At 69.2% G+C, this 24,207-nt stretch carries 24 protein-coding genes and 1 pseudogene; 7 read left to right on the top strand and 18 right to left on the bottom strand.

Features of this window, described 5'->3' with window-relative positions:
• Positions 1 to 116: 116 nt before the first annotated feature.
• The gene (locus P3H15_RS11175) at positions 117 to 1,319 is read right to left on the bottom strand and encodes a GAF domain-containing protein (protein WP_276137288.1); all 1,203 of its coding nucleotides are present in this window, start codon (positions 1,317 to 1,319) and stop codon (positions 117 to 119) included.
• A 181-nt stretch (positions 1,320 to 1,500) separates the two neighbouring features.
• Between P3H15_RS11175 and P3H15_RS11170 the strand changes: the two genes are divergently transcribed.
• Together P3H15_RS11170 and P3H15_RS11165 are read left to right on the top strand one after the other, a co-directional pair.
• A complete protein-coding gene (locus tag P3H15_RS11170; RefSeq protein WP_276137287.1) occupies positions 1,501 to 2,280 on the top strand; it encodes an acetoin reductase in 780 nt (259 codons plus the stop codon).
• 105 nt (positions 2,281 to 2,385) lie between these two features.
• On the top strand, positions 2,386 to 2,619 hold the full coding sequence (locus P3H15_RS11165; RefSeq protein ID WP_276137286.1) for a hypothetical protein: 234 nt from the start codon (positions 2,386 to 2,388) through the stop codon (positions 2,617 to 2,619).
• Positions 2,620 to 2,702: 83 nt separating this feature from the next.
• Here P3H15_RS11165 and katG read toward each other — a convergent pair whose 3' ends face one another.
• The 4 genes and pseudogenes from katG to P3H15_RS11145 form a co-directional block, all read right to left on the bottom strand.
• On the bottom strand, positions 2,703 to 4,931 hold the full coding sequence (gene katG / locus P3H15_RS11160) for a catalase/peroxidase HPI (RefSeq protein WP_276137285.1): 2,229 nt from the start codon (positions 4,929 to 4,931) through the stop codon (positions 2,703 to 2,705).
• Between the two features lie 37 nt (positions 4,932 to 4,968).
• Entirely contained in the window at positions 4,969 to 5,412 is a 444-nt protein-coding gene (locus P3H15_RS11155; RefSeq protein WP_087555081.1) for a Fur family transcriptional regulator, read from the bottom strand.
• 230 nt (positions 5,413 to 5,642) lie between these two features.
• On the bottom strand, positions 5,643 to 5,798 hold the full coding sequence (locus tag P3H15_RS11150) for a hypothetical protein (RefSeq protein ID WP_167372170.1): 156 nt from the start codon (positions 5,796 to 5,798) through the stop codon (positions 5,643 to 5,645).
• Between the two features lie 92 nt (positions 5,799 to 5,890).
• Positions 5,891 to 6,031: pseudogene (locus tag P3H15_RS11145) on the bottom strand (DNA-binding response regulator); the annotation flags it as partial.
• 195 nt (positions 6,032 to 6,226) lie between these two features.
• On the opposite strand from P3H15_RS11145, the gene P3H15_RS11140 reads away from it, so the two are divergent.
• Positions 6,227 to 6,388: a hypothetical protein gene (locus P3H15_RS11140; protein WP_276137284.1), complete on the top strand. Its 162-nt coding sequence runs from the start codon at positions 6,227 to 6,229 to the stop codon at positions 6,386 to 6,388.
• Here the strand turns inward: P3H15_RS11140 and P3H15_RS11135 are convergent.
• The 5 genes from P3H15_RS11135 to P3H15_RS11115 all read right to left on the bottom strand — a co-directional run bounded on the left by P3H15_RS11135 (position 6,380) and on the right by P3H15_RS11115 (position 12,490).
• Positions 6,380 to 7,864, bottom strand: coding sequence for a hypothetical protein (locus P3H15_RS11135; protein ID WP_276137283.1), 1,485 nt, complete (start codon positions 7,862 to 7,864; stop codon positions 6,380 to 6,382). The two genes, P3H15_RS11140 and P3H15_RS11135, sit on opposite strands and share 9 nt — an antisense overlap.
• 1 nt (position 7,865) lies before the next feature.
• Positions 7,866 to 9,188, bottom strand: coding sequence for a TIGR03118 family protein (locus P3H15_RS11130; protein WP_276137282.1), 1,323 nt, complete (start codon positions 9,186 to 9,188; stop codon positions 7,866 to 7,868).
• 32 nt (positions 9,189 to 9,220) lie between these two features.
• Positions 9,221 to 9,922: a hypothetical protein gene (locus P3H15_RS11125; RefSeq protein WP_276137281.1), complete on the bottom strand. Its 702-nt coding sequence runs from the start codon at positions 9,920 to 9,922 to the stop codon at positions 9,221 to 9,223.
• Positions 9,923 to 10,649: 727 nt separating this feature from the next.
• Entirely contained in the window at positions 10,650 to 11,429 is a 780-nt protein-coding gene (locus P3H15_RS11120) for a TIM barrel protein (RefSeq protein WP_276137280.1), read from the bottom strand.
• Between the two features lie 5 nt (positions 11,430 to 11,434).
• Complete coding sequence (locus P3H15_RS11115; protein WP_276137279.1) at positions 11,435 to 12,490, bottom strand: Gfo/Idh/MocA family oxidoreductase; 1,056 nt, start codon at positions 12,488 to 12,490, stop codon at positions 11,435 to 11,437.
• Between the two features lie 132 nt (positions 12,491 to 12,622).
• Here P3H15_RS11115 and P3H15_RS11110 point away from each other — a divergent pair, with 132 nt between their 5' ends.
• Positions 12,623 to 13,648, top strand: coding sequence for a LacI family DNA-binding transcriptional regulator (locus tag P3H15_RS11110; protein ID WP_276137278.1), 1,026 nt, complete (start codon positions 12,623 to 12,625; stop codon positions 13,646 to 13,648).
• Here P3H15_RS11110 and P3H15_RS11105 read toward each other — a convergent pair.
• The gene (locus P3H15_RS11105) at positions 13,645 to 14,541 is read right to left on the bottom strand and encodes a LysR family transcriptional regulator (RefSeq protein ID WP_346348771.1); all 897 of its coding nucleotides are present in this window, start codon (positions 14,539 to 14,541) and stop codon (positions 13,645 to 13,647) included. The genes P3H15_RS11110 and P3H15_RS11105 overlap by 4 nt on opposite strands.
• A gap of 154 nt (positions 14,542 to 14,695) precedes the next feature.
• Between P3H15_RS11105 and P3H15_RS11100 the strand changes: the two genes are divergently transcribed.
• From P3H15_RS11100 to P3H15_RS11090, 3 genes are read left to right on the top strand one after another with little or no spacing between them, the layout of a single operon-like run.
• Positions 14,696 to 16,006: a CitMHS family transporter gene (locus P3H15_RS11100; RefSeq protein WP_276137276.1), complete on the top strand. Its 1,311-nt coding sequence runs from the start codon at positions 14,696 to 14,698 to the stop codon at positions 16,004 to 16,006.
• 50 nt (positions 16,007 to 16,056) lie between these two features.
• Positions 16,057 to 17,430, top strand: coding sequence for an acyclic terpene utilization AtuA family protein (locus tag P3H15_RS11095; RefSeq protein ID WP_276137275.1), 1,374 nt, complete (start codon positions 16,057 to 16,059; stop codon positions 17,428 to 17,430).
• The gene (locus P3H15_RS11090; RefSeq protein WP_276137274.1) at positions 17,427 to 17,756 is read left to right on the top strand and encodes a hypothetical protein; all 330 of its coding nucleotides are present in this window, start codon (positions 17,427 to 17,429) and stop codon (positions 17,754 to 17,756) included. Before P3H15_RS11095 ends, P3H15_RS11090 begins: the two co-directional genes overlap by 4 nt.
• On the opposite strand, the gene P3H15_RS11085 is transcribed toward P3H15_RS11090, so the two are convergent.
• Genes P3H15_RS11085 through P3H15_RS11055 form a run of 7 tightly spaced genes read right to left on the bottom strand, consistent with a single transcriptional unit; the run spans position 17,753 to position 24,177 of the window.
• Positions 17,753 to 19,150 carry an AMP-binding protein gene (locus tag P3H15_RS11085; protein WP_276137273.1) on the bottom strand — a complete coding sequence of 466 codons (1,398 nt, stop codon included), beginning with the start codon at positions 19,148 to 19,150 and terminating at the stop codon, positions 17,753 to 17,755. The genes P3H15_RS11090 and P3H15_RS11085 overlap by 4 nt on opposite strands.
• A complete protein-coding gene (locus P3H15_RS11080; RefSeq protein WP_276137272.1) occupies positions 19,143 to 19,745 on the bottom strand; it encodes an energy-coupling factor transporter transmembrane protein EcfT in 603 nt (200 codons plus the stop codon). Before P3H15_RS11080 ends, P3H15_RS11085 begins: the two co-directional genes overlap by 8 nt.
• Positions 19,742 to 20,422 carry an energy-coupling factor ABC transporter ATP-binding protein gene (locus P3H15_RS11075; RefSeq protein ID WP_276137271.1) on the bottom strand — a complete coding sequence of 227 codons (681 nt, stop codon included), beginning with the start codon at positions 20,420 to 20,422 and terminating at the stop codon, positions 19,742 to 19,744. Before P3H15_RS11075 ends, P3H15_RS11080 begins: the two co-directional genes overlap by 4 nt.
• Complete coding sequence (locus P3H15_RS11070; RefSeq protein WP_276137270.1) at positions 20,419 to 21,546, bottom strand: thiolase family protein; 1,128 nt, start codon at positions 21,544 to 21,546, stop codon at positions 20,419 to 20,421. Before P3H15_RS11070 ends, P3H15_RS11075 begins: the two co-directional genes overlap by 4 nt.
• Positions 21,543 to 22,664: a class I adenylate-forming enzyme family protein gene (locus P3H15_RS11065; RefSeq protein ID WP_276137269.1), complete on the bottom strand. Its 1,122-nt coding sequence runs from the start codon at positions 22,662 to 22,664 to the stop codon at positions 21,543 to 21,545. The genes P3H15_RS11070 and P3H15_RS11065 overlap by 4 nt, the downstream gene beginning before the upstream one ends.
• The gene (locus tag P3H15_RS11060; RefSeq protein ID WP_083395608.1) at positions 22,661 to 23,245 is read right to left on the bottom strand and encodes a biotin transporter BioY; all 585 of its coding nucleotides are present in this window, start codon (positions 23,243 to 23,245) and stop codon (positions 22,661 to 22,663) included. The genes P3H15_RS11065 and P3H15_RS11060 overlap by 4 nt, the downstream gene beginning before the upstream one ends.
• Positions 23,242 to 24,177, bottom strand: a complete 936-nt coding sequence (locus P3H15_RS11055; RefSeq protein WP_276137268.1) for a DMT family transporter — start codon at positions 24,175 to 24,177, stop codon at positions 23,242 to 23,244. Before P3H15_RS11055 ends, P3H15_RS11060 begins: the two co-directional genes overlap by 4 nt.
• Positions 24,178 to 24,207 lie beyond the last annotated feature (30 nt).

Below are 24,207 nucleotides of genomic sequence, written 5' to 3'. Positions count from 1 at the left end.
CCGGCGTCATGGCCGGACCGCTCGTGCGCTCGTCGTACCGCGCCGGCCGCCTCTACGCGCAGGCGAAAGCAAGTCGAGAGAAGCCTCTTTCGCCAACCGGAGAGGCCTCCTGACACTCAACCGACCACGTGCACGTCGACACCGTCGGCGAAACGGTACGGATGGGCGGACAGGACCGGGCCCAAACTTTTCCGGAGACGGGAGATCTCGGCGCGCACGGCCACCATGTGGTCGCGGTCACCGAACAACGACACGCTCAGCGACGCGGCATCGATTCCAGCAGAACCGCTTTCGGTCAAAACACGCAGTATCTGCGCATGGCGCGGTGAGAGCGCGCGGGTCCAACTCGTATCGCCCCGCACCGTTGCTCGCGGGGACTCACCGAGATCGAGTTCCACTCCGATGGTCGTCGGCCTGCCTTCGCGTCGCACCAGCCAGCCGTCACCGAGCGGTTCCGGCACACACAGCCCCAACCCGGGCACCAACAGCGGCGTGCCGGGGCACGGAGGTGACACCCGGTCGGGGGCGGCGAGCCCCCGGGCGTCGGCGACCCAGCCGTGCCGGTCCACCACGAGGGCCGGACCGGCGGTTGCCCCGAGCACCGGTGCCGCATGACCGCGAAGCTTCTCCAGGTTGATCGTGTGCTCCTGCCACAGTGTGGCCTCGGCCAACCGCACCGCCGTCTGTACCAGCGCCACCGTCGTCGGATGAACCGACATCGCCGAGCCACTGATGTCGACGACGCCGAGCACTTCACCACTCCGGGGATCGTGCACCGGAGAGCCCGTGCACGACCAGCCACGATGCGACCGTGCGTAATGCTCCGCCGAGAACAGTTGCACAGGAGCATCTTCCACCAACGCCGTCCCGATGGAGTTCGTACCCACCGAACTTTCGGACCATCGGGCCCCCTCCATGAATCCCAGGGCATCGGCGGCCTTCCGCAGGCCACGGGACCCTTCCCGCCACAGGACCACCCCGTCGGAGTCTGCGATCACCACGATGAAATTCGCGTCCTCCGCCACCTGAGCCAACGCGCTGCGAAGCTCCGGAAGAACCGAACGCAGGGCAGTACGCGTCCGCCGGGCTTCGACCTCGGCGCAGTCGGCCAGCACCACGTCCTCACAACTGTCGGGACTCACGCCGTCCGCTTGTAGCCGCGACCACGACCTGCCGACGATCTCGCGCGGCTGCGCCGGTGGTCGCCGACCCGACAGCACCGCATCGTGAACTTGACTCAACAACCGTGCGTGCCGGGGAAGATCCACCCCCGAGCCGACAGCGGGAAGGCGGTGCCGAACCGAACCGGTAGTACTCACACCTCCGAGCCTACCGGGAATGTGAGCGCCGAACCATGGCCGGGCTCGGCACATTTTCATTGGGAGAGAACGCAATCGGTTCGAAACGCGTCACAATGCAATCGGCTGCAACCCTTGAACAGTCACGGCAGACGATGCTTGGCTCCCCTGTGAGGACGATCACATCGGAGAGGAGTCAGGAATGAGCATCGAGGGCAAGGTCGCGTTGATCACCGGCGCGGGCCAGGGCATCGGACGCGCGATCGCGTTGCGGCTGGCGTCGGACGGCGCCGACATCTCGCTCGTCGACGTCAACGCCGACCGGATCAACGCGGTGGCCGACGAGGTCCGGGCGGCGGGTTCGAAGGCCATCTCGTTGGTCGCCGACGTGACGGACCGCGATCAGGTCCGGTCCGCCGTCGACCGGACCGAGCGCGAATTGGGCGGGTTCGACATCATCGTGAACAATGCGGGCATCGCGCAGGTCGACCCGATCGCCGACGCGACACCGGAGGACGTGTCGCGGATCCTGGCCGTCAACGTCGAAGGTGTGCTGTGGGGCATCCAGGCCGGGGCCGCGAAGTTCCGGGCGCGGGGGCACGGCGGGAAGATCGTCAACGCGTCGTCGATCGCCGGCCACGAGGGATTCGCAATGCTCGGCGTGTACTCGGCGACGAAGTTCGCGGTCCGCGCACTCACCCAGGCCGCGGCGAAGGAGTACGCGTCCGACGGCATCACCGTCAACGCCTACTGCCCCGGTGTCGTCGGCACCGACATGTGGGTCACCATCGACGAGCGTTTCGCGGATCTCACCGGGGCGCCGAAGGGTGCCACGTTCGAGAAGTTCGCCGGCGGCATCGCCCTCGGCCGTGCACAGACACCCGAGGACGTCGCGGCGTACGTGTCGTATCTGGCCGGACCGGACTCCGACTACATGACCGGACAGGCCGGACTGATCGACGGCGGCCTCGTGTACCGGTAGGCAGGGCGTTCCAGGCCAAGGCTGGGCGGTGGTGGTTTCGCGGCGGCAGTCGCGGGTAGACGAGGTGGTGACGCGTCAGTGAGTTCGGGATGAAAGGGGGCAGCGATGAACGTCGGCGACCTCGTCGAACGCACCGCCCGGTTGCGAGCCGATCTGCAAACGCTCGAACACCGGATCAAGGAGTTGACCGACGCGTTCGACCTTCTCCACAGCACAGCCGACGGCGCTTCGCGCGAAGGGGTGATCGACAGTCTCAGCGACGCCCGGCTGGACCTGAGCACCGCGGACAGGCACCTCGAGACCGCGGTGCGAAACGCCGAGAAGCTGTCGATGGACTGAACCCCGGCACCCCGCGAGCATCTGCTCGCGGGGTGCCGGGTCAGGTGACGGTTGGCCGGCCCGGAGCCGACCGACCACCGTGATCAGTCGAGGTCGAACCGGTCGAGGTTCATCACCTTGTCCCACGCGGACACGAAGTCCTGCACGAACTTCTGCTGCGCGTCGTCGGTCGCGTAGACCTCGGCGAGGGCACGCAGTTGCGAGTTCGAACCGAACACGAGATCGACGGCTGTGGCTGTCCACTTGGCGTCGCCCGTGACGCGGTCGCTGCCCTCGTAGACGTTCTCGGCGGAGGCTGCTCCCTTCCACACCGTCCCCATGTCGAGGAGGTTGACGAAGAAGTCGTTCGTCAGCACCTCGGGCCGGTCGGTGAAGACGCCGTGCGCCGTCTGCCCGAAGTTGGCGTTCAGCGCACGGAGGCCGCCGATCAGGACCGTCAACTCCGGGGCGGTCAGATTCAGCATGTAGGCCCGCTCGACCAGAAGCGCCTCGGCAGGCAACTTCTCTCCCGGCCGGAGGTAGTTGCGGAACCCGTCGGCCCTCGGTTCGAGCACCGCGAACGACTCGACGTCGGTCTGCTCCTGCGACGCGTCGGTGCGCCCCGGCGTGAACGGAACCGTGATGTCCTGGCCGGCGTCTTTCGCCGCCTTCTCGACCGCCGCGGCACCGGCCAGAACGATCAGATCCGCGAGCGAGACCTTCACACCGCCGGACTGCGACGAGTTGAAGTCCTGCTGGATCTGTTCGAGGGTCTGCAGAACCTTGGACAGCTCGGCCGGGCTGTTGATCTCCCAATCCTTCTGCGGCGCAAGACGGATCCGCGCCCCGTTGGCGCCACCCCGCATGTCGGTGCCACGGAACGTGGCTGCTGACGCCCAGGCGGTCGACACCAGCTGGGAGATGGACAGCCCCGAGTCGAGGATCTTGCCCTTCAGGGCGGCGATCTCGCTGTCTCCGATCAACTGGTGATCGACGGCGGGGACCGGGTCCTGCCACAGCTGCGCCTCCGGGACCCACGGGCCGAGGTAGCGCGTGACCGGTCCCATGTCGCGGTGCAGCAGCTTGTACCACGCCTTGGCGAACGCGTCGGCGAACTCCTCCGGGTGGTCGAGCCAACGGCGGGTGATCTTCTCGTACGCCGGGTCGATGCGCAGCGAGAGGTCCGTCGTCAGCATCGTGGGGGCGCGGCCCGCCGACGAATCGAACGGGTCGGGAATCGTGCCCGCGCCCGCGCCGTCCTTCGCGGTCCACTGCCAGGCACCGGCGGGGCTCTTGGTCAGCTCCCACTCGTAGCCGTACAGGACCTCGAGGAAGCTGTTGTCCCACTTCGTCGGCGTGGGAGTCCACACGACCTCGAGACCGCTGGTGATCGCGTCCTTGCCGACGCCGGTGCCGTAGGCACTCTTCCAGCCCAGACCCTGCTGCTCGATCGGGGCGGCTTCCGGCTCCGGACCGACCAGGTCGGCGTCGCCTGCACCGTGGGTCTTGCCGAACGTGTGGCCGCCGGCGATCAGCGCGGCGGTCTCCTCGTCGTTCATCGCCATGCGGCCGAACGTCTCCCGGATGTCGCGGGCGGCGGCGAGGGGATCGGGCTGGCCGTTCGGACCCTCCGGGTTCACGTAGATGAGACCCATCTGCACGGCCCCGAACGGATTCGCGAGGTCACGATCACCGCTGTAGCGTTCGTCGCCCAGCCAGGTGTCCTCGGGACCCCAGTAGATCTCCTCGGGCTCCCAGATGTCGTCGCGTCCGAATCCGAACCCGAAGGTCTTGAATCCCATCGACTCCAGGGCGCAGTTGCCGGCGAAGACGAGGAGGTCGGACCACGAGATCTGCTTGCCGTACTTCTGTTTCACGGGCCAGAGCAACCTGCGGGCCTTGTCGAGGCTCGCGTTGTCGGGCCAGCTGTTGAGGGGCGCGAAGCGCTGGGCGCCCTGACCGCCGCCGCCGCGGCCGTCGGCGATGCGGTACGTGCCTGCGGCGTGCCAGCTCATCCGGATGAAGAGGCCGCCGTAGTGGCCGAAGTCGGCAGGCCACCAGTCCTTCGAATCCGTCATCAGATCGATGACGTCACGCTTGAGTGCTTCGACGTCGAGCTTCGCGAACTCCGCTGCGTAGTCGAAGTTCTCACCCAACGGGTTGGACTTGGACGAATGGGCGTGCAGGACCGACAGCTCCGGCTGGTTCGGCCACCAGTCGCGGTTCGTCCTCGGGCGGTGCGCCGTCGGAGTGGGGGACGGGATTGCGGGGTTTTCACTTTCACTGGTGCTCTGAGCGTTTCCCTCGTGAGCGACCGGGCAGCTATCGGACACAACATTCCTTCCGGGAGAGACCAATTTGGGCTGTTGGTCAGGGTTTCGATCGAGAAGTCTGTGTTGTCGAGCAGTCGGGGCACAGACCCCAGTAGATGACCTCGGCCTCCTCGACGAGGAAACCGTTGTCGTCGGACGCGGTCAGGCAGGGCGCCTCGCCGACGGCGCAGTCGACGTCCGCAATGGCCCCACACGACCGGCAGATCACGTGGTGGTGATTGTCTCCGACCCGCGACTCGTAACGAGCCACGGAGCCGGCCGGCTGTATCCGGCGCACCAATCCCACCGCGGTCACTGCGTGCAGCACGTCGTACACGGCCTGCCGGGACACCCCGTCCAGAACCGTGCGCACCGCTCCGAAAATCGTCTCCGTATCGGCATGCGGACGTGCGTGCACCGCCTCCAACACCGCGACCCGCGGGCGGGTCACGCGAAGCTCAGCCCCGCGCAGTAACGCTGCGTAATCCGGCATCGACGGCACCCACTCACTATGGACTACTTTTCTGGACTCAGTAAAGAGTTTGCGGAAACAATTTGCCGTGACTTTCACTTACATACAAATGATGGTCGGTGGCTGCAGAGTGCACCGGCAGCCCGTCGAGGAAGCCCGAAGGCGATCACTCCCGTGCGTCAGCTGTGCCTGCGCGCGACGTTCCGCTCACGACGCTTCGATGCGGAACGGTCACAAAGTGACTGGCGGGGTCGACCCCGTCAGTACCAGTACTTACGTCCGCCCACCTTGCGGCCCAGCAGCCCGAGGAGCAGGAGGAGAAGGCCGACGGCGCCGACTATGAGGCCCGCGATCCACAAGGACGAGATCTTGACGACCAAGCCGACGACTATGAGCACCACACCGATTGCGATCATGGCCAATTCCTCTGCGAGAGTGGCTCGGGCTTTATGCGAATCCTAGGCGCAGGAAGCCGTCGGTGTCAGGGAACCGCAGCGGCTGATCACACGGCCGGCGAATCCTCGAGGATGAACCCCGCCGCACCCGCGCGCAGCGATCCGGACAGGAGGTCGTCGTCGAACGTGGTGAGCACCAGCCCCAGCACCGGCGGCGGCTGCGCGGCCGACCGGAGGTCGAGGGTGGCGGCCTGCTCCGACTGGATCGCCTTCGACGCACGCTCCTGATGCAGGAGACGCAACTGGGTGAGCATCAGATACCCGAACGCCCACCCAGCACGACGACGGCGAGCGCGTAGGTGCGCCGTCGAGTCGACCCGCCACGGCGAACACCGGCAGGACCGCCATCGAGCTGAACAGGGTGGCGAGGCCGACCCACAGCGACGCCGTTGCCGCGCGCGCTCCTCGACGCCGCGGCCGCCTCGTCCGTGCCGCTGCGCGGCTCCCAACGCGACGAGCAACGGATGATCGAGGCCCACACCACGGGACGTGTGTCCGGCCACCGGATCAACCGGCGGACGGCCGTGCTGAGCGGCGGGTCGTCACGGTGACGAGGTGGGCGGCTCCGACTCGGAGGGCGAAGATGAGGGCAACGCGGGGTCGTCGGGGTCAGGAGCCGGTTCGCTCGGCGCGTCCGTGACGGGCGGCTCGACAGGCGACGTCGTCGGATCGGGTGCGTCGGTGGGCGCCGGCGTGGACTCGGTGGGATCCGGCGGAGTCGAGGTCGCCACCGGAGCACTCGTGGGCACGAACACTACCGGTGTCACCGCGGAGATGCGGGGCGCGGATGTGGATGCCGTTGGGAGAGGCTCGGCTTCGACGGTGAATTCGACGCTCGGTTCGATCAGCTGAGGTTGCGCGTGAATCGATACCAGACGGGGAACCCACGATATCGACTCGGCCGGGGGAACTGCCACCGCCGGCGCGGCCTGGGGAACTGGCACCGCGGACACGGCCGGGCTCGAGGCTGTGGTTCTCGCGGCCGGGATTCGCGGCGGCTCTGGTTGTTCGATCAACTCGAACGCGTGTGCGGTGACTGACGAACCCGCCCCCGGCTCCCGTATCGAGGTCATGTCGCGGGCAAGCCACGGGACGGCGATCATCGCCGCGGCGGCGGTCGCGGCTGCGGCAACGCGCAGGGCCCGTCGTTTAACCGACGCCGGATGCGCGGATGCTGTTGCTGCAGTACCGGACCTGGTTGCCGCCGCGAGAACGGCTGCCCCACAGGCGGATGCGTGCCCGGGCGCCGGCTCGCTTACCACCGCCGCGCCCGGCGCCCCGGACAGTACTTCCTCGACGACGGGATCGGTCGCCGCGGCACCGGTCACGATGACCACGTCGAGATCGGTGACATTCACGCGAGCGACACGAAGACAGTCCGCGACGAGTTCGCGACTCCCCGAGACCCTGTCGTCGATCGAGCCCTCTCCTACCCCGGTGAGGTGGCGCCCGCCGAACTCCGTCGAACGGAGTGGCCGTCCCACTATCGGATCGGAACCGCTCGCAGCACCGAACGCCACGACAGTGAGGTCGAGATTGTCGGCGCCGAACTCGCAGACGAGCGCGAGTCCCTCGCCGAGCGGACCGTGTTCGGACTCGAGCCAGGCGACGACGGCGACGGGCGAGGCGACCAGACCCACCCTGCCGAGACCCGCACGATCGAGCGCTTCCCGTTGTGCGTTCACCATCCGGGGCAGGTGAACGGCCGGATGGGCGAGCACGATCGGAGGGTCGTCCGGCTGGTCGGCTTCCGCGATCAGGCAGTGCGCGGCGGCGGCGACCAGATCCTGTCCGGAGTAGCGGAGGCCGTCGCCCGCGACGACGACCTCTCCGATCCGATCCGCGAAGCCCGCCACCACACCCGTGTCGCCCGGTGGGTCGCCCAACCGCACGGTCGACGACGGGCCGAACGTCAGCGTGGAACGGCGGGTCAGCACGGCGTCGACGCCGACCGCACCGGCGACCGCTGCGACGGCGCACGCGGTTCCGACGCTCAGCCCGAGTCCGTGGGTGTTGGTGTCGTCCACGTCAGTTGGCCGCGCGCAGTCGGCCGAAGACGCCGTCCGTCTCGTCCGCGGGACCGGCCGTGAAGTAGAGCGAGTTGCTGTCGCCGAGGCTCTCCCCGTTGCCGAACAACAGTCCCCACAGGCCCTCCACGGCGAGGATGGCACCGGACTCGTCACGTACGTAGTCGATGAAGGCGCCGGTCTCGTCGTCGAATGCGGCGATCCGGCCCGCACCCCCGAAGTTGCCGACGAGGATCGCGCCGGCGAGCGCACCGAAATCGGCGGGTGCGACAGCGACACCCCACGGGGCGTTGAGGCGGCCCTGGTCGTCGAGGACACGGACCAGATTGCCCGCAGCGTCGAACTCGGCGACCTTGCCGCGGCCGGGACGGTCGCCGCTCGCGGCCTCCTGTTCGGCGTCGAGTGAGTCCTCCTCGCCCGCATCGAATCCCGTGCCGTTCTCGGCAGCCTTCGTCGTCGCGTACGTGACGAAGACCCGGTCACCGGCCGTGACGATGTTGAACGGGGCCGGATCGCCGGGGCGGGCGTGCATGCCACCGTTCGGGTCGGCGGGGTCCAGCGGGTCTCCGGTCGCGAACGGATTGGCGAAACCGTGCGTGGCGACGGGCCGCCAGGTCTTGTCGAACTGCCGGATCTGCGGCTCCGCACCGAAATCGGCGGCCCACAATGTGTCGTCGCGGCCGGGTGCGAGTGCCAGCCCGAAGAAGCTCATCCCCGCGGACTCACCGTTGAACATCTCCTTCGCGGGGCCGTCGTGCCGGACGATGCGTCCGTCGGCCCCCTGCTCGGTCCAGCCGGAGATGCGGCCGGAATCGGTGGCGAAAAGGAATCGGGACGACCCACCGAGCATCTCCTGTCGCCCGTCCACCATCACGGGTTGCCCGGTGACGGTGAAGCTGTCGGAGGTGAGGGGTGCGGGGTTGAACACGACCCCGGTGGTCTTTCCGAGGCCGGCCTCGGAGGTGTCCGCATCCGCGCCGGGCACACTGACCTCGTGCAGCGCGTCCTGGTGCAGTGTGCGCAGTGCGGGGTCGGGCGACGCCGTCACGTCGCCGACGAACTCGAAGGAGTTTCCGCCCGCTCCGACCCAGAAGTGGCCGCCTTCGCCCTGCGGGCGGATGGCCACTCCCCATGCGTTCACCATCGCGGGAACGGTGGTCGCGGCGGCGTCGGCACTGCTCGCGACGAGCGCGGTTCGAGCGTAACGGTTGCCGGGAAGCTCCTGGAGTGCGTGCGAGGACGCAGCCGGTGCACATGCGGTCGCCGACGCCGCCGCCGTGACGAGCAGCGCGGCCCACGACAGCGTCGTGCGGGTGTTCTTCATCGATCTATGCCTCTCTGAGGGGTACGGGAAGATCAGTGCTCGGCGTTCCAGAAGCCGATCCACACGGCACCCCACCAGCACAGCTGGGAGATGAGTGCGGTCGCCGCGCCCCACAGCGTCAGCCGGGCCGGAAGATGCGTCGCATCGCTGTGCGCGATCCGCCTGCCCAGTATCAGCGCCTGTAGTCCGTTGACGGTCAGGAGTAACACGAGGACCAGCTTGGTCCGGGTGAGCGTGGAGGCCAGATCGGGTTCGAGGAGTGCGCCGCTGGCCACGAGGCCGGCGAGGCCGGCCCAGATGGGCAGGTGCAGGCGTTCCGCGCCGCGGATGGCCTCGGCGAGGGTCGACCGGCCGGAGATCCACAGCAGCACCAGGTAGTCCGCGATGAGGACGCCCCCGAAGCCGAGCACCAGCGACGCGAGGTGCACGAAGAGGGCCGCGGTGTGCAGCACGGGATCCACCCGGACGTGCACGGAGATCCACAGCACCCCGGCGAGAGCCAGTGCGGCCAGGAGCGCGGCGGCGAGCACGATGAACCAAGAATCATGAAGTGCAAGTGGGCGTTCCGGCTCTCCGGGCGGTACGGGCAGCACACGCTTCCGGCCGTTGCGTGGCGGCCTGCCCGCGTGGACCGGACCCCACGACACGGCGTCGGCACGAACCTGTCGTGGCGCGAGGGGCGTGACGGGGGAGGTCAGAGTAGGTGGCCCGACCTCGGGTTCGGGGCGCGTCACGGGACGCTCCGGACGACGACGGGCGCGTGCTCGGGCGCGCGGGTACAGCAGGGATGCATGGGCGAACCGGTCCTGAGTGAGAAGTGCGCGAACGGAGTCCACACAAGTCGACGGGTGCGGTTGTCGGCGCGCGCTGTCCCGGACGCCAGTCTGCGGAGCCTGTCAGCTCCTGAAGCCGGTGCCGTTCGAGAGGAGGCGGCATGCTTGCGTGGTCACGAACGGTCCCCTCTCGAATCTGCTCACAGCTTACTCACAGGATATAGCTAAGCCTGCCCTTTGTTTGCGGGCTGCTCAAGTAAAAATGTTTGGCGCCCCTAAGTCAATCTATGTGTCGGCAATCACACAATCGGCGAAATCCTCACAATCGGCGTGATCCGAGTGTGCGCACGGAGTTGCCGCCGTCGACTGGGATCGAGAGCCGGCTCCAGGTCGGCGCGGCCTCCACCCTCTCCGGAATGGTTGCCCGACTATTCGATTCACATGCGCATTGTCGGCGAGATGACCGGACCCGATCTCGGCGAGGTGGCGGTCCTGTTGGTCGAATGCGGTGAGGGTGCCGGGTTCGGCCGTGATATCGAGACGGTGGGCGCCTCGGCCGCAGGCGAGCACGTCGGGCCCAGCGCCGACGGATTCGTTGGTGGTCCGTCGAACCGGGACCCGTTGCCGAGCAGGGCGATTTCCCCTACCGGTTGCAGCGGCAACGGCCCGGTGTCAGCGGAGTGTCACGTCAGCCGTGCGCGAAGGCCGCCTCGAACGCGTCGAGTGCGTCGTCCGGATCGTTCTTCGCCCAGCCTTCGAGTCCGACGACGCCGGTGTAGCCGAGGTCTCGAAGGGCGGCGGCGATCGCCGGGTAGTGGATTTCGCCGGTCCCGGGTTCACAGCGCCCGGGGACGTCGGCGACCTGGATCTCGCCGATGTAGGGCAGCGCCTTCCGGACGAGTTCGATGAGGTTTCCCTCGCCGATCTGGGCGTGATACAGATCGAGATTCATCCGCAGATGAGGGTTGTCGACCGCCCGGACGAGAGCGAGGGTGTCGGCTGCGGCCGCGAACGGGGTACCGGGATGGTCGACGGCGAGGTTGAGGTTCTCGAGCGTGAACACCCGGCCCGCCTGTTCACCGAGTTCGGCGACCTTCCGCAGAGTGTCGGCGGCAGTGAGCCACATTGCGGGCGTGACCGTTTCGACGGGACGAACGGGCAGACCCCGGTTGTCGAGTCCGGTTCCGTGCAGGTTCAACCGCGGGCAGTCGAGCCGTTTCGCGACGTCGAGGGAGTGGCGTGCGGTGGTGAGCAGCGCGTCGATGCCGTCGGGCTCGGTGAGGTTGCCCTCCAGATAGCCCGTCATCGAGGAGAATTCGGCGCCGCTCGCGGCGAGCGCGTCGACGTTCTTGGTGGACCAGTCCCAGATCTCCACCTGGAGTCCGCGTTCGGCGATGCGCTGGACACGGTCCGCGAACGGGAGGTCGAGGTAGAGCATTTCGGCGCTGGCGGCGAGCGTGTATGTCATCGGGGTCACCGGTCCAGGTCGACGGCGGCGCCGGTCTCGACGCTGCGGATCGCGGCGAGTGCGATCGACAGCGCGGTGCGGGCGTCTTCGCCCGTGACCACGGCCGGTGTGTGGGCGCGGATCGCGCCGACGAAGGCGGTCAGTTCGCCCACGTAGGCGGTGTGGAGGAGGTCGGTGTCGCGGCGCGCGGTGTCGGCGTGCTGCCCGTCGGGGCCGTAGTAGGTCATGTCGGTGCTGAGCCCGCTGCCCGCGGTGACCATACCGCCGGAGCCGAACACCTCGGCGCGCACGTCGTATCCGTACAGCGCGCTGAAACTCGCCTCCGCCGTCGCGATGGCACCGTTGTCGAATTGCACGGTGACGACCGCGGTGTCGAGGTGGCCCGTGCTCTTGGCGTCCGGTCGCACCAGGGCGTCGGCGATCGCGTGCACCCGCACCGGTCGCGCACCCGGGTTGAGGAAGCACAGGGTGTCGAAGTCGTGAATGAGCGTTTCGAGGAAAATGGTCCACTGCGGGATGCGCGCCGGATCGGCGGTGAACGGGCCGGGGTCGCGGGTCAGCGAACGCAGCAGATGCGGAGTACCGACCTTCTGCGCGTCGATCGCCGCGCGGGCGGCGGCGAACCCGGGAGCGAAGCGGCGATTGAACCCGACCTGCAGGACGATGCCTGCATCCGTGGCCGCCGCGATGGCGCGGTCGGCGTCCTCGAGGGTGACCGCCATCGGCTTCTCGACGAACACGTGCTTGCCGGCCGCCGCGGCCGCGACCACCAGGTCCGTGTGACTCCGCGCCGGGGCGGTGATCAGCACCGCATCGACCTCGTCGCTGGTGAGGACGTCGTCCACGGCCGTAGTGGCGAGCGGTGCGCCCAGTGCTGCGGCGAGACGTTGCGCGGACTCGCCGACCGGGTCGCTGACCGCGACGAGCGAAGCCCCGGGGACCAGGCGGGCCACGATCTCCGCGTGATTCGAGCCGATGCGTCCGGCGCCGATCGTCGCGATGCGGACCGGATGGGAAGCGGCCGTCGTCGAGCGGTCGGGTGCGGCTTCGGTGAGTGACATGAATGCGCTCCAGTGCGGTGAAGGGTGGAGGTAGAGGTGAACTAGTACGTTCTAGTTCTAGACCGTAGAACTCGTGAGATCATTGGTCAAGAGCGGCCCCGATCGCGGGCCCGGGAGACAGGAGTCGTGCACGTGGCCGAACCGGTGGCGGGACCGACCGGTGGCGCCCGTCCGACGATGGGTGACGTCGCGCGAGCGGCAGGCGTCTCCACGGCGCTCGTCTCGATCGTGATGCGCGGGGTCCCCGGCGCCAGCGAGGCGACCCGTCAGCGGGTACTCGAGATCGCCGACGGGATGGGCTACGTGCCGGACCGTCGCGCACAGAAACTGCGCCAGGCCAGTTCCCGGCTCCTCGGCGTCGTGTTCGAACTGCAGCAACCGTTCCACGGCGACGTCGTCGAACAGATCTACGCGGCGGCCACCCGCCGGGGTTATGACGTGATGCTCAGCGCGGTCGCCCCGAGTCGCGCCGAGCAGGTCGCGGTCCAGGCGCTGATGCGGGAACGCTGCGAGGCCGCGATCCTCCTCGGCTCCCGGTTCGACACCGACGAACTCGGCGCGCTGGCCGACCGTCTACCCGCCGTCGTCGTGGCGCGCGCCAGCGGACTGCCCGGCGTCGGCGCCGTGCGGGGCGACGACGTCGCAGGCATCACCCTGGCCGTCGACCACCTCACCGAACTCGGACACCGGAACATCGCCCACATCGACGGCGCCGACGCCCCCGGCGGCGCCGAGCGGCGGGCCGGCTTCCTGGCCGCGATGGACCGGCACGGACTGTCGGATTCGGCCACGGTCGTGGCCGGTGGTCCGACGGAAACCGAAGGCGCACAGGGCATGCACGAGCTTCTCGCGTTGCCCACTCCCCCGACCGCGGTCGTCGCGTTCAACGACCGGTGCGCCACCGGCGTACTCGACCTACTGGTCCGCCGCGGCCGGGACGTGCCCGCGGACATCTCCGTCGTCGGCTACGACGACTCCCGCCTGGCGCGGATTCCGCACGTGCAGATGACGACGATCTCGCAGGACGCCACCCAACTTGCCGAAGCAGCGGTCGACGGAGCGCTGGCCCAGATCGCCGGCAAGCATCCCGTGGATCTGGTTCTCGCACCGCACCTCGTCCGCCGCGCGACCACCGGCCCTGTCGCACAACACGACTAGCTCCGGCCGGCGAGGAGGGCGTGCACGAAACCACGGGTGCTCGCCGTCTGCGGACGGCCGGCGACCTGGACGAGTGAGATGGTGCGTTCGACTCTCGGGCGCAGGGGTATGTGGACGAGACCGGCGAACGAGATCATCGGAAGCACGAGTGCGGGGACCGCGGTGACACCGAGCCCGGCTGCCGCCAGTCCCGCGACGGCGCCGACGTTCTGCGCCTGCATGACGGGGCCGAGTTCGATGCGTGCGTCCTCGACGGCCCGGCGGACCGGCGACGCGATGCTGCTCTCGGGGCCGAACGCGATGAACGGCTGCCCGGCGAGATCCGACCACTGCAGCACCGGTCGTTCGGCGAACGGGTGCGTCGGCGCGACGGCGCAATAGAAGGAGTCGCTCGTCAGGACGTCCTGTTGCAGGCCGGGCAGAATCCCGGAGGTGGTGACCAGCGCGAGGTCGACCGTCCCCGAGTACACGGCGTCGAGAACCTCCTGACGCAGCCCGTCGCGGATCTGGAGCCGCACATCCGGGTGCTGCTCGCGGAAGTTCACCACGTAAGGGGGAAGGAACGTGGCCGCGAGCGACGGCAAACACGCCACCGTCACGATTCCGCGGTCACCGGTGACGAATCGTTCGATCTGCGTGAGCCCGTCGTCGAAGTCGTGAAGCATCCGCCGGGCGTGCTCGATGATCTCGTGCCCGTGCGTGGTCAGTTCGACGCGGCGGGTGGTGCGCTCGAACAGCGTGACGTCGAGTCTGCGCTCGGCCTCGGCCACCGAGCGGCTCAGGGAGGACTGGGACACGTCGAGGGCGTGAGCAGCCGAGGTGAAGCTCTCGTAGTCGGCGATCGCGACGATGCTCCTCAGGTGCGAGATCCCCAGATTGATGCTCATGTGCATCAGTATGGCCGCTATTCATGCGCCGAGCCATCACGTTGCCCGTCCCATCTGCGCGACTCATTCATGAGTCCAAATCATGAATCAATCATGCATTGATATTTGACGCGCAATTGTGAGGCGCGCGACACTGGGACTCCGATTCGAAGGAGGTCACATGGTTGCCGCACTCGGGTTCGCCACGATCGCGTGTTTCCTGGCGCTGGCGTTCAGCCGCCGGGTCTCGGTGCTCGTCGCGCTGATCCTCGTTCCCATCGCGTTCGCGATCGTGGGCGGGTGGGCACCCGACCTCGGGGAGATGGTGGGCGACGGCCTCCTGAAGGTCGCGCCCGTCGCCATCATGATCGCCTTCGCGGTCCTGTACTTCAGCCTGATGGTCGACGTGGGACTGTTCGATCCGGCGATCCGCCGGATCGTCCGGTGGGCAGGGGGCAACCCCACCAAGATCGCCGTCGGCACCGCGGTGCTGACCCTGCTCGTCGCGCTCGACGGCGACGGAACCTCGACCTTCCTGATCACCATCTCGGCGCTGCTGCCCATCTACCAGCGGCTCGGGATGCGCCCGGTCGTCCTGACCGGCATCGTCTGCCTGGCCGCCGGTCTGATGAACATGATTCCGTGGGGCGGCCCGACCGTCCGCGCCATGGCCGCGCTCGACCTGACCAGCGCCGACATCTTCACGCCGGTCCTGCCCGCGATGGGCGCCGGGATCCTGTGGGTCCTGTTCGCCGCGTACATGATCGGCCGCACGGAACGGAAGCGGCTCGGTGTGACCGAACTCGTGTCCCCCGGCGAGGGCGGTCCCGGCACCCCGCACCTCTCCGACCCGCCGATGCGTACCCGGCGCCACCGGGCGGTGATGGCGTTCAACACGGTGCTCACCCTCGTCCTGATCGTGATCCTGCTGTTCCAACTCGTGCCGCTGGAGGTGGCATTCGCCATCGCCTTCGCGCTCGCGCTCGCCGTCAATCGCCCGAAGTGGGCCGATCAGCAGGCCCTGTTCGCGAAGCACGGCGGCAACGTCACCATGGTGGTGGTGATGATCCTCGCGGCAGGCGTGCTCACGGGAATCCTCAACGGCACCGGGATGATCACCGCGATGGCGCAGACGTTCGTCTCCTGGATTCCGCAATCCGCCGGGTCCCTGATCCCCGTGATCACCGCGGTCACGTCGATGCCGCTCAGCCTGGTCTTCACCCCGGACGCCTACTACTTCGGCGTCGTGCCGGTGCTCGCGGAGACCACCGCGTCGTTCGGCGGCGACCCCGCCGAGATCGGCCGCGCCGCCATCCTCGGCCAGATGACCACCGGGTTCCCGCTCAGCCCGCTGACCGCGGCGACGTTCATCCTGATCGGACTGAGCAAGGTGGACCTCGGCAAGCACCAGCGGTTCATCTTCGGCTGGGCCTTCAGGACCACGATCGTGATGACCGTCGTGGCGCTGTTCACCGGTGCCCTCTCGCTGTGAACGTCCCCGACACCGCCGCACCCGTCGAACCAGCAAAGGACTTCGAAACCGTGACACCATCGAGCACCCGTGGCAGCACCGCGCGGAGCGTGCGACTCGGCGCAGGATCCGGGTTCTCCGGGGATCGCATCGATCCCGCCGAGAAACTCGCCCGGCACGCCGACCTCGACTACCTGATCTTCGAATGCCTCGGCGAGCGCACCGTCGCCGCCGGAAACGCTCGCCGGCTGGAGAACCCGGACCAGGGTTACGATCCGCTGCTCGCCGCACGCATGCGCGCGGTGCTCCCGCACACCCTCGCGTCCGGTACCACGGTGATCACGAACGCCGGCGCCGCCAACCCACTGGCCGCCGCGGAACTGGTCTCCGGCATCGCATCCCGGTCCGCCGGCCGTCCGGTGCGCATCGCCGCGGTCACGGGCGACGCGGTGCTCGAGCAGGTGCTGCGCCACGACCCCGTTGTGTGGGAAACCGGGAAACGCCTGTCCGAGCACGAAGACGTGCTCGTCTCCGCGAACGCGTACATCGGTGCGGAGGCCGTGCTCCCCGCGCTCGACCTGGACGCCGACGTCGTCGTCACCGGCCGCCTGGCCGACCCGTCGCTCTACGTCGCCCCGCTCGCCCACCACTTCGGGTGGGACCTCGCCGATCACGAAACCATCGGCGCCGCAACTGCGATCGGGCATCTGCTCGAGTGCGCCGGGCAACTCACGGGCGGGTACTACGCCGATCCGGTCACCAAACCGGTGAAGGGCATGGCCGATCTCGGCTTCCCGTTCGCCGACGTCCTCGCCGACGGATCGGCGACGTTCGGCAAGCTCGACGGATCGGGCGGCATCCTCACCGAACGAACCTGCGCCGAGCAACTCCTGTACGAGGTGGGTGATCCCACGTCGTACCTGACCCCGGACGTCACCGCCGACTTCGGCAACGTGTCGTTCGGCAGCGTCGGACCCGACCGCGTCGCCATCACCGGTGCAACCGGACGTCCCCGCCCACGGGAACTGAAGGTGACTCTCGGCTTCCGCGGCGGCTGGCTCGGCGAGGGGCAGATCAGCTACGCGGGGCCGCGCGCCTACCCCCGCGCCCGACTCGCCGCCGACATCGTCACCGAACGACTCGTCGACGTGCACGGTGTCAGCGAGGACGCCGTCTCCGTCGAATACATCGGCGCCGGTGCGGCTTTCCGCGGGCTCGATACGGACACCGATGCCCGCGAGGTTCGCGTGCGAGTGACGGCCCGGGCACGGAACCGAGAGGAAGCCGACCTCGTCGGCTGGGAGGTGGAAAGCCTGTACACCAACGGACCGGCAGGCGGCGGCGGTGCCCGGCGTTCCTCGACCGAGGTGCTCGCGATCCGCTCGTGCACCCTCCCCCGCGAACTCGTGCCCACCCGCGTCCATCTCACGGAGGTGTCGAAATGACCACGCCCGCCACCGTTCAGCGCATCGACGCACTCGCGGACGTCCGCGCCGGCGACAAGGGCGACACGCTCATCGTCGCCGTGCTGGCCCGGGACCGCGCCGCCTACCGCCTGCTCGAGCGGAGACTGACCGACGACGTCGTCGCCGCCCACTACGGTGAACTGATCACCGGACCGGCCCGGCGCACCTGCCAGCCCAACCTGCTGGCGATGGTGTTCGAACTGCCCGGCGTCCTCGGTGGCGGCGTCACGGGTTCACCCGCACTCGACGGGCACGGCAAGACGCTGGGCTACCACCTGCTGAGCCTCGAAATCCGAAACGTCTAACCGGGATTCGGGTTCCGCGAGCCGGACAGGGTGGCGGCGAGTGCGGGACGATCGAGCTTACCGCGCGGCGTGCGTGGCAGGCTGTCCACCACGAGGACCTGAACCGGCATGCTCGGGCTGGGAAGGGTCGCGCGCAGATGCCGCCAGATCTCGGCGGTGCTCGGGGCGTCGCCGTGCACGACGATCGCGGCGGCGGGCGCCTCTCCCATCCGTGCGTCGGGAACCCCGATGCACGCGGCCTCCGAGATCCCGGGCAGCGCGGCCAGCGCCGCTTCGACGGCCGCGGGTTCGACATTGAGTCCAGCCCGGATCACCGTGTCGCTGTCGCGGCCGAACAACTGCAGACTGCTGCCCACCACCCGGCCGCGGTCGCCCACCGTCATCCACCCGTCGTCGGGGCCGTTCACCACACCGTCCTCGGTGAGGTACCCGTCGAACAGCATGTCGCTGCGCACGTGCACCAGGCCCTCGCGGATCTCGGCGTCGACGCCGTCGAACAGTTCGCCCGCCGAATGCTCGTCGGCGGCACCGAGACCCCGGTCATAGGACACGAAACTCAGTTCGGAGGCTCCGTAGAAGTGCACGAGCGACGCATTCGGCAGGACATCCTGCAACGCCTCACGCCCCGCGCGCGGCCACCGGGCCGCCGAGGACAGCACCTCCCGGACGCTGTCGACGGGGCCGATCCCCGACCGCACGACGTCCCAGGCGATGGTCGGCACCGAGTACAGGTGGGTGGCCGCGTCGCCCAGCGACTGCGTGACCGGCCGCAGATCCACGGTCGCACCGCGGCTGAGTCCGTGGATCGCGCCGTACAGGAAATGCGTGTGGTCGAGGACCCCGGGCACCGACACGCGATCGCCGCCGCCGATGTCGAACGTCGTGTCGGAGCGGTCGAGAGTCGTGGCCCACGATCGCTGATTGCGCACGAACAACTTCGGTTCACCGGTGGTGCCGGAGGTGATGCCGACCAGCAGTTCGGCGCCGGGGTGTGCCCGGCCCGCGGTGCCGTCGGATTGCAGGGTGTCGGCCGTCTCGACGGTCCCGTCGAATCCCAGCCTCCGCAGCCGGCGGTGCTGGTGCGGCGCGGCGACGACGGCGCCGGGTTTCGCGAGTTCGAGCACCCGCGTCAGCTGCGCGGGCAGCAGGTGCCGGTGCAGCAGGACGACGCTGACGCCCGCGTGCATCGCGGCCGTCACGACGACCAGCGACCCGACGTCCGACGTCGGCAGCACGGCGACCCGGTCCATGCCGTCGAGCCCGGCCGCGGTCCGGGCGACGCGCGACCAGAACCGGCCGTAGTCGACGGTCTCGCGGGCGGAGACGATCGCTACCGTCTCCGGGTTCTCGGCGGCGCGCCGGGCGATGCGTTCGGCGGGCAGCAGCTCAGTCATCGTCCACTCCCCGTGCGACGAGGGCGTCCCCCATCGCGTCCGCGGTCCGGAGGGCACGCACCAGAACCGGTGTGGCCAGCGCCGTCATCGACCATTGCAGTCCTCGCGCCTTCCGCGCCTGCGCCACCTCCTGCACGATCCCGGTGAGCAGCGGGATACACCGGATCGCCAGCGCGAGGAGGAGCCCGATCCGGTCCGGGTCGACCCCGACCCTCCGTAGCGGCCCGAGTGCGCGCGACACGGTGTCGAGCATGTCGGTGACCCGGGTGGTGAGGGTGACCAACGCGGCGAGCGCCACCGAGATCAGCAGCACCCCGCACACGACGACCGCCCGCGCCGGGGACGTGATCAGCACCTGGAACACCGCGATGATCAACAACATCCACACCACGGGGCGCAGTTGCGCCACCGCGACCCGCCACGGAATGGCGGCCACCACGAACAGCAGTCCCACCAGAACGACGACGACGCCGACCTCGAGCGGGGTGCGCACGAACACGGTGGCCGCGACGATCGACAGAATCAACAGCAGCAGTTTCAGCCCGGCGGGCATCCGGTGCAGCAGCGAGTCGCCGGGGCGGTACAGCCCGATCATTCGACCAGCTGCCGGTACGCGGGGACGGCGTCGTCCGGGCTGCCGTCGAACGCGACGAGACCGTCGTCGATGACGATGACCCGTTCGAAACTCTCCAGCAACGCCAGTTGGTGGGTCACGACGATCACCTGCTGGTCCATCGAATCGAGCGCCTCGGAGACGACGCGCGCGTTCCGCAGATCCAGCAGCGTGGTCGGCTCGTCGGCGATGACCACCTCGGGCCTGCGGATGAGGACGGCGCCGATGGCGAGCAACTGCTTCTGGCCCCCGGACAGCAGGTGCGCGGGATGCTCGGCGTGCTTGTCGAGCCGGAACCGCACCAGGATCTCCTCGACGCGGGCCGCGATCTCCTGTTTGCTCAGACCCGACCGGCGCAGCGAGAACGCCAGATCCTCGGACACGGTGGGCATGACGATCTGGGTGTCGGGGTCGGTGAATACGAACCCGACCTTCCGCCGCACCTGCGCGCCCTTCCGGGCGGCGTCGACGCCGTCGACCGTGACGGTGCCGGAGGTGGGTTTCAGCAACCCGTTGATCATGCGCGCCAGCGTCGACTTGCCGGAACCGTTGGATCCGATGATGCCGACGCGACGCTCGGCGAAGCGCAGGTCGACGCCGCGCAGCACCTGGCGGTCACCGAACGCGTGACTCACCGAGTCGAAGACGATCTCACTCACGACGCACGCTCCACGAGCACTGCGATGCCCTGTCCGCCGCCGATGGCGCAGGCGGCGAGTCCGAGCGCGGGTCCGTCCTCGCGCAGCATCTGACTTGCCAAGCGCACCAGCAGGATCGCGCCCGACGCACCCCACGGATGTCCCATGGCGATGGCGCCGCCCTGCGGGCAGATCACGGATTCGTCCAGTCCCAGTTCGTCCGACACCGCCAGCACCACCGACGCGAACGCCTCGGTGATCTCGACGACACCCAGATCCGCCACGTCGTGCCCGGTTCGCTTCAGGAGCTTGCGGATCGCCGGAACCGGACCGAGCCCGGGCAACGCGGGGTCCGATCCCGCGACCGCGGAACCGAGCACCCGCAGCGCAGGCAGTCCGGCGGCCAGCGTCTCGGTGGTCACGGCCAGCACCGCGGCACCGTCGGAGATGCCGCACGAGTTCCCGGCGGTGGCCGTTCCGCCGGCACCGAAACTCGGGCGCAGTCGCGCGAGCCGGGCCTCCGTCAAGCCTGCGCGAATGCGCTGGTCCTTCGCGATGTCGCCGATCGGCACGATCTCCGACGAGAAGTCGGCGGCCGCCGCCAGGGTGTGCGACCGCGCCGCGTACGCGTCCTGCCGCTCACGGCTGATGCCGCGCACCCGGGCGAGATCGTCGGCGGCCACACCCATGTCGGGGTCGGGAAAGCCGTGCGGCGCAAAGGGAGCGCGGGTGTAGCGCACCGGGACGGCGCCGGCGACCGGCGGCCAGAACCGCCACGGCGCGGTGCTCGCCGATTCGACGCCGCCCGCCAGGATCAGCTCGTCGGCGCCGCTGCGCACGCGCAGCGCGGCCTGCATCACCGCGTCGAGACCGGAACCGCACTGCCGGTCGACGGTGACCCCGGGAACGTCCACACCCAGCCCCGCCCGCAGGGCGGCGACCCGCGCCGGGTCGCCGCCCGGCCCGAGGCAGTTGCCGAGCACGACGTCGTCGACCTCGGCGTCGAGGCCCGACCCGCGCAGCGAGTCCAGGACCTCGCGCAGCACGGGGGCGGCCAGATCGGTGGTGGTCAGATCGGCGAACCCGTGCCCGGCATTGCCGATCGGCGTCCGGCGCGGCGCCACCAGTACAGGGACAGAGCTCATGCCAGCCAGTCTCTCACTCGGCCTCGGGCGACCTTGCCACTGGCGGTCCGCGGCAGCGCCTCGATCGGCACCCAGCGGCGGGGCATGGCTTCCTTCGTCAGCACCCGGCGCGCGTGCGCACGGATCTCGGCGATCTCCGCGGTGCCGTCGAGCTCCACCACCGCGGTGACGGTCTCGCCGAGCACCGAGTGCGGCGATCCGACGACGGCGACCGCGTCGATGCCGTCGAGCGTCCCGAGGATGCGCTCGACGTCCTCGGCGACCACCGTGGTGCCGCCGACGTTGATCGCGGAGTCACCCCGGCCGCGCACGGTCAGCTCCCCGTTGTCGCCGAGTTCGGCCAGGTCACCGACGCCGAACCAGTCCGGTGCCCCGATCACGCTGTACGGCGAGCGGACGTACAGCAGACCGTCGCGGATGTCGGCGTCGACACCGTCCAGCAGCCGCAACGGTTCGGGGACCTTCCGCGCCGCGACGAGGGACAGTTCCGCGGCGCCGTAGTACTCGACGATCTCGATCCCGTCCGCCACCGCGCGGGCGCCGTCGTCGAGGGCGGTGCCTGCGACGATCGCGGTGCGCAGCTTCGGCGCCTTCCCCACCACGTCGCGGAGAACGGCGGGGACGGCGTGCACCACCGTCGCCCGCGACGGGTCGTCGGTGACGCACGCGCCGCGCCACAGTGCGTGCACCGCACCGAACAGGTGCATCGTGGCGTGCAGCGGCCCGGTGATCAGCACGTGGTCGGTGGGTTCGATCCCGGTGATCGCGGTGAAGGCGGGGAAGCTGTCGAACCAGGACGCCGCGGTACGCGCGAGCGGTCGGGGCCTGCCGGTGGACCCGGACGTGGCCACCAGCAGGAACGCCGACGGCGGAATCGCGGGCCGGTCGGGACGGGCGTCGGGGTTCTCGACGATCACCGCGGTCCCCTGCCGCGCGGCGGCGCAGACGCAGATCAGCGCGTCTGCAACCGGCAACTCCGACGCGTCGTGGACGGACGCGTCGGGGCCGTGCTCGTCGATCCACCGGTCGACGGCCCGGTCGAGTTGGGCGTAGGTGTACGTGCGGCCGTCGACGTCGAGAGCAGGCTGATCGCCTGCGCCGCCGAGTACGGCAATCACGTACGGATGAGGCCGGGGTACGCGCGGTGCACACTCTTGGCGACGACGGTGGCGACGACGACCTTCAGCGCGTCGCCGGGGATGAACGCGAAGTTGGTGGTGATGGCGGCGCCGACCCCGAGGTCGGTGCGCAGCAGCAGCCCGATGGTGCCGAACAGGTAGATGATCACGATCCCGCCGAGGGCGTTGATCAGCAGACCGAGAGCGATCGGGTACTTCGGCAGGATCCGCGCGGTGAGGAGGCCGATGACCAGCGTCGCGGGAAGCCACCCGATGAGGTATCCGGCGCTGGGACCGGCGAGCGCCGTCAGTCCGGTGCGTCCTCCGGACAGCAGCGGGAGTCCGATCAGGGTCAGTGCGAGGAAGACCGCGACGGCGGCGGTGCCCTTGCGCGCCCCGAGCACGGCGCCCGCGAGGATGACCCCGAGGGTCTGCAGCGTGATCGGCACGCCGCTGAAGCCGACCGTGATGGCGCCGGGCAGACCCAGAGCGGCGATCAGTGCGGCGAACACCGCGATCTGCGCCATGTCCCGCGCTGAGATACCGAGCCTCGACACCCGAGCACTCCCGACTTCTGTCATGACGACTCCTCTTGCTTCAAACTTGAACGACGTTCAAGGTAGCAGGTCGGCGCCGCCAACGGTGCGGCCGACTCCGGCACCTCGTCCGCGATGGGCGACGTGCGCGCCCCGGCCCGCGCTGCCCCGATCCCCGCCGCGACGACGAAACAGATCCCGGCAACCGCCGCGTGGTCCGGTACCTGGTGCAACACGACGAGCCCGATGATCAACGCGAACGCCGGTTCGAGACTCATCAGCGTCCCGAACGCCGCCGTGTTCAGCCGGCGCAGGGCGAGCAGCTCCAGCGTGAACGGCACTACCGGCAGCAGTATCGCCAATCCCAGCCCGATGATCAACAGGTCCGGCGTCATCTTCGCGAGCATCGACGGCCCGCCCACGACGGTCGCGACGAGTCCGGCGACGGGCATGGACACCGCGAGTCCGTTGACACCCGCCACCTCGTCCCCCACGCGCTGGGTGAGCACGATGTAGAGCGCCCAGCACGCGGCCGCGCCCAGGGCGAACAGGATTCCGATCGGGTCGACGCCGCCGACCCAGGGTTGCGTCAGCAGCAGCACGCCCACGGCCGCCAGCACCGGCCACCGGAGGCGGCCCCGCCCGTGCACGACGGCGACGCCGAGGGGTCCCAGAAACTCCAGCGCACTCGCGGTTCCCAGCGGGATCCGGTCGACCGCGGCCATAAACAACAGGGTGACCGCCGCCGTCACCACTCCGAGCAGGATGCACGCGACGAGGGAGGACCGCGTGAACGCCTTCGGACGGGGCCGCACGATCACGGCCAGCAGCACCCCGGCCCAGGCCAGGCGCAACCACGCGGCACCCTCGGCGCCGACGCGTTCGGACACCCCGACGGAGATCGCGAGTCCGGTCTGTACGCACAGCATCGAGGTCAGCGCCATCGTCGCGCCGACGTGGGTCGGGTTCCTGGTCATGTGTGCATTCAAGGACACCTCGACCGTTCA

This window comes from Rhodococcus sp. T2V (assembly GCF_029269925.1).
Taxonomy (GTDB): domain Bacteria; phylum Actinomycetota; class Actinomycetes; order Mycobacteriales; family Mycobacteriaceae; genus Rhodococcus_F; species Rhodococcus_F koreensis.
This window is presented reverse-complemented; position numbering and strand designations above follow the sequence as displayed.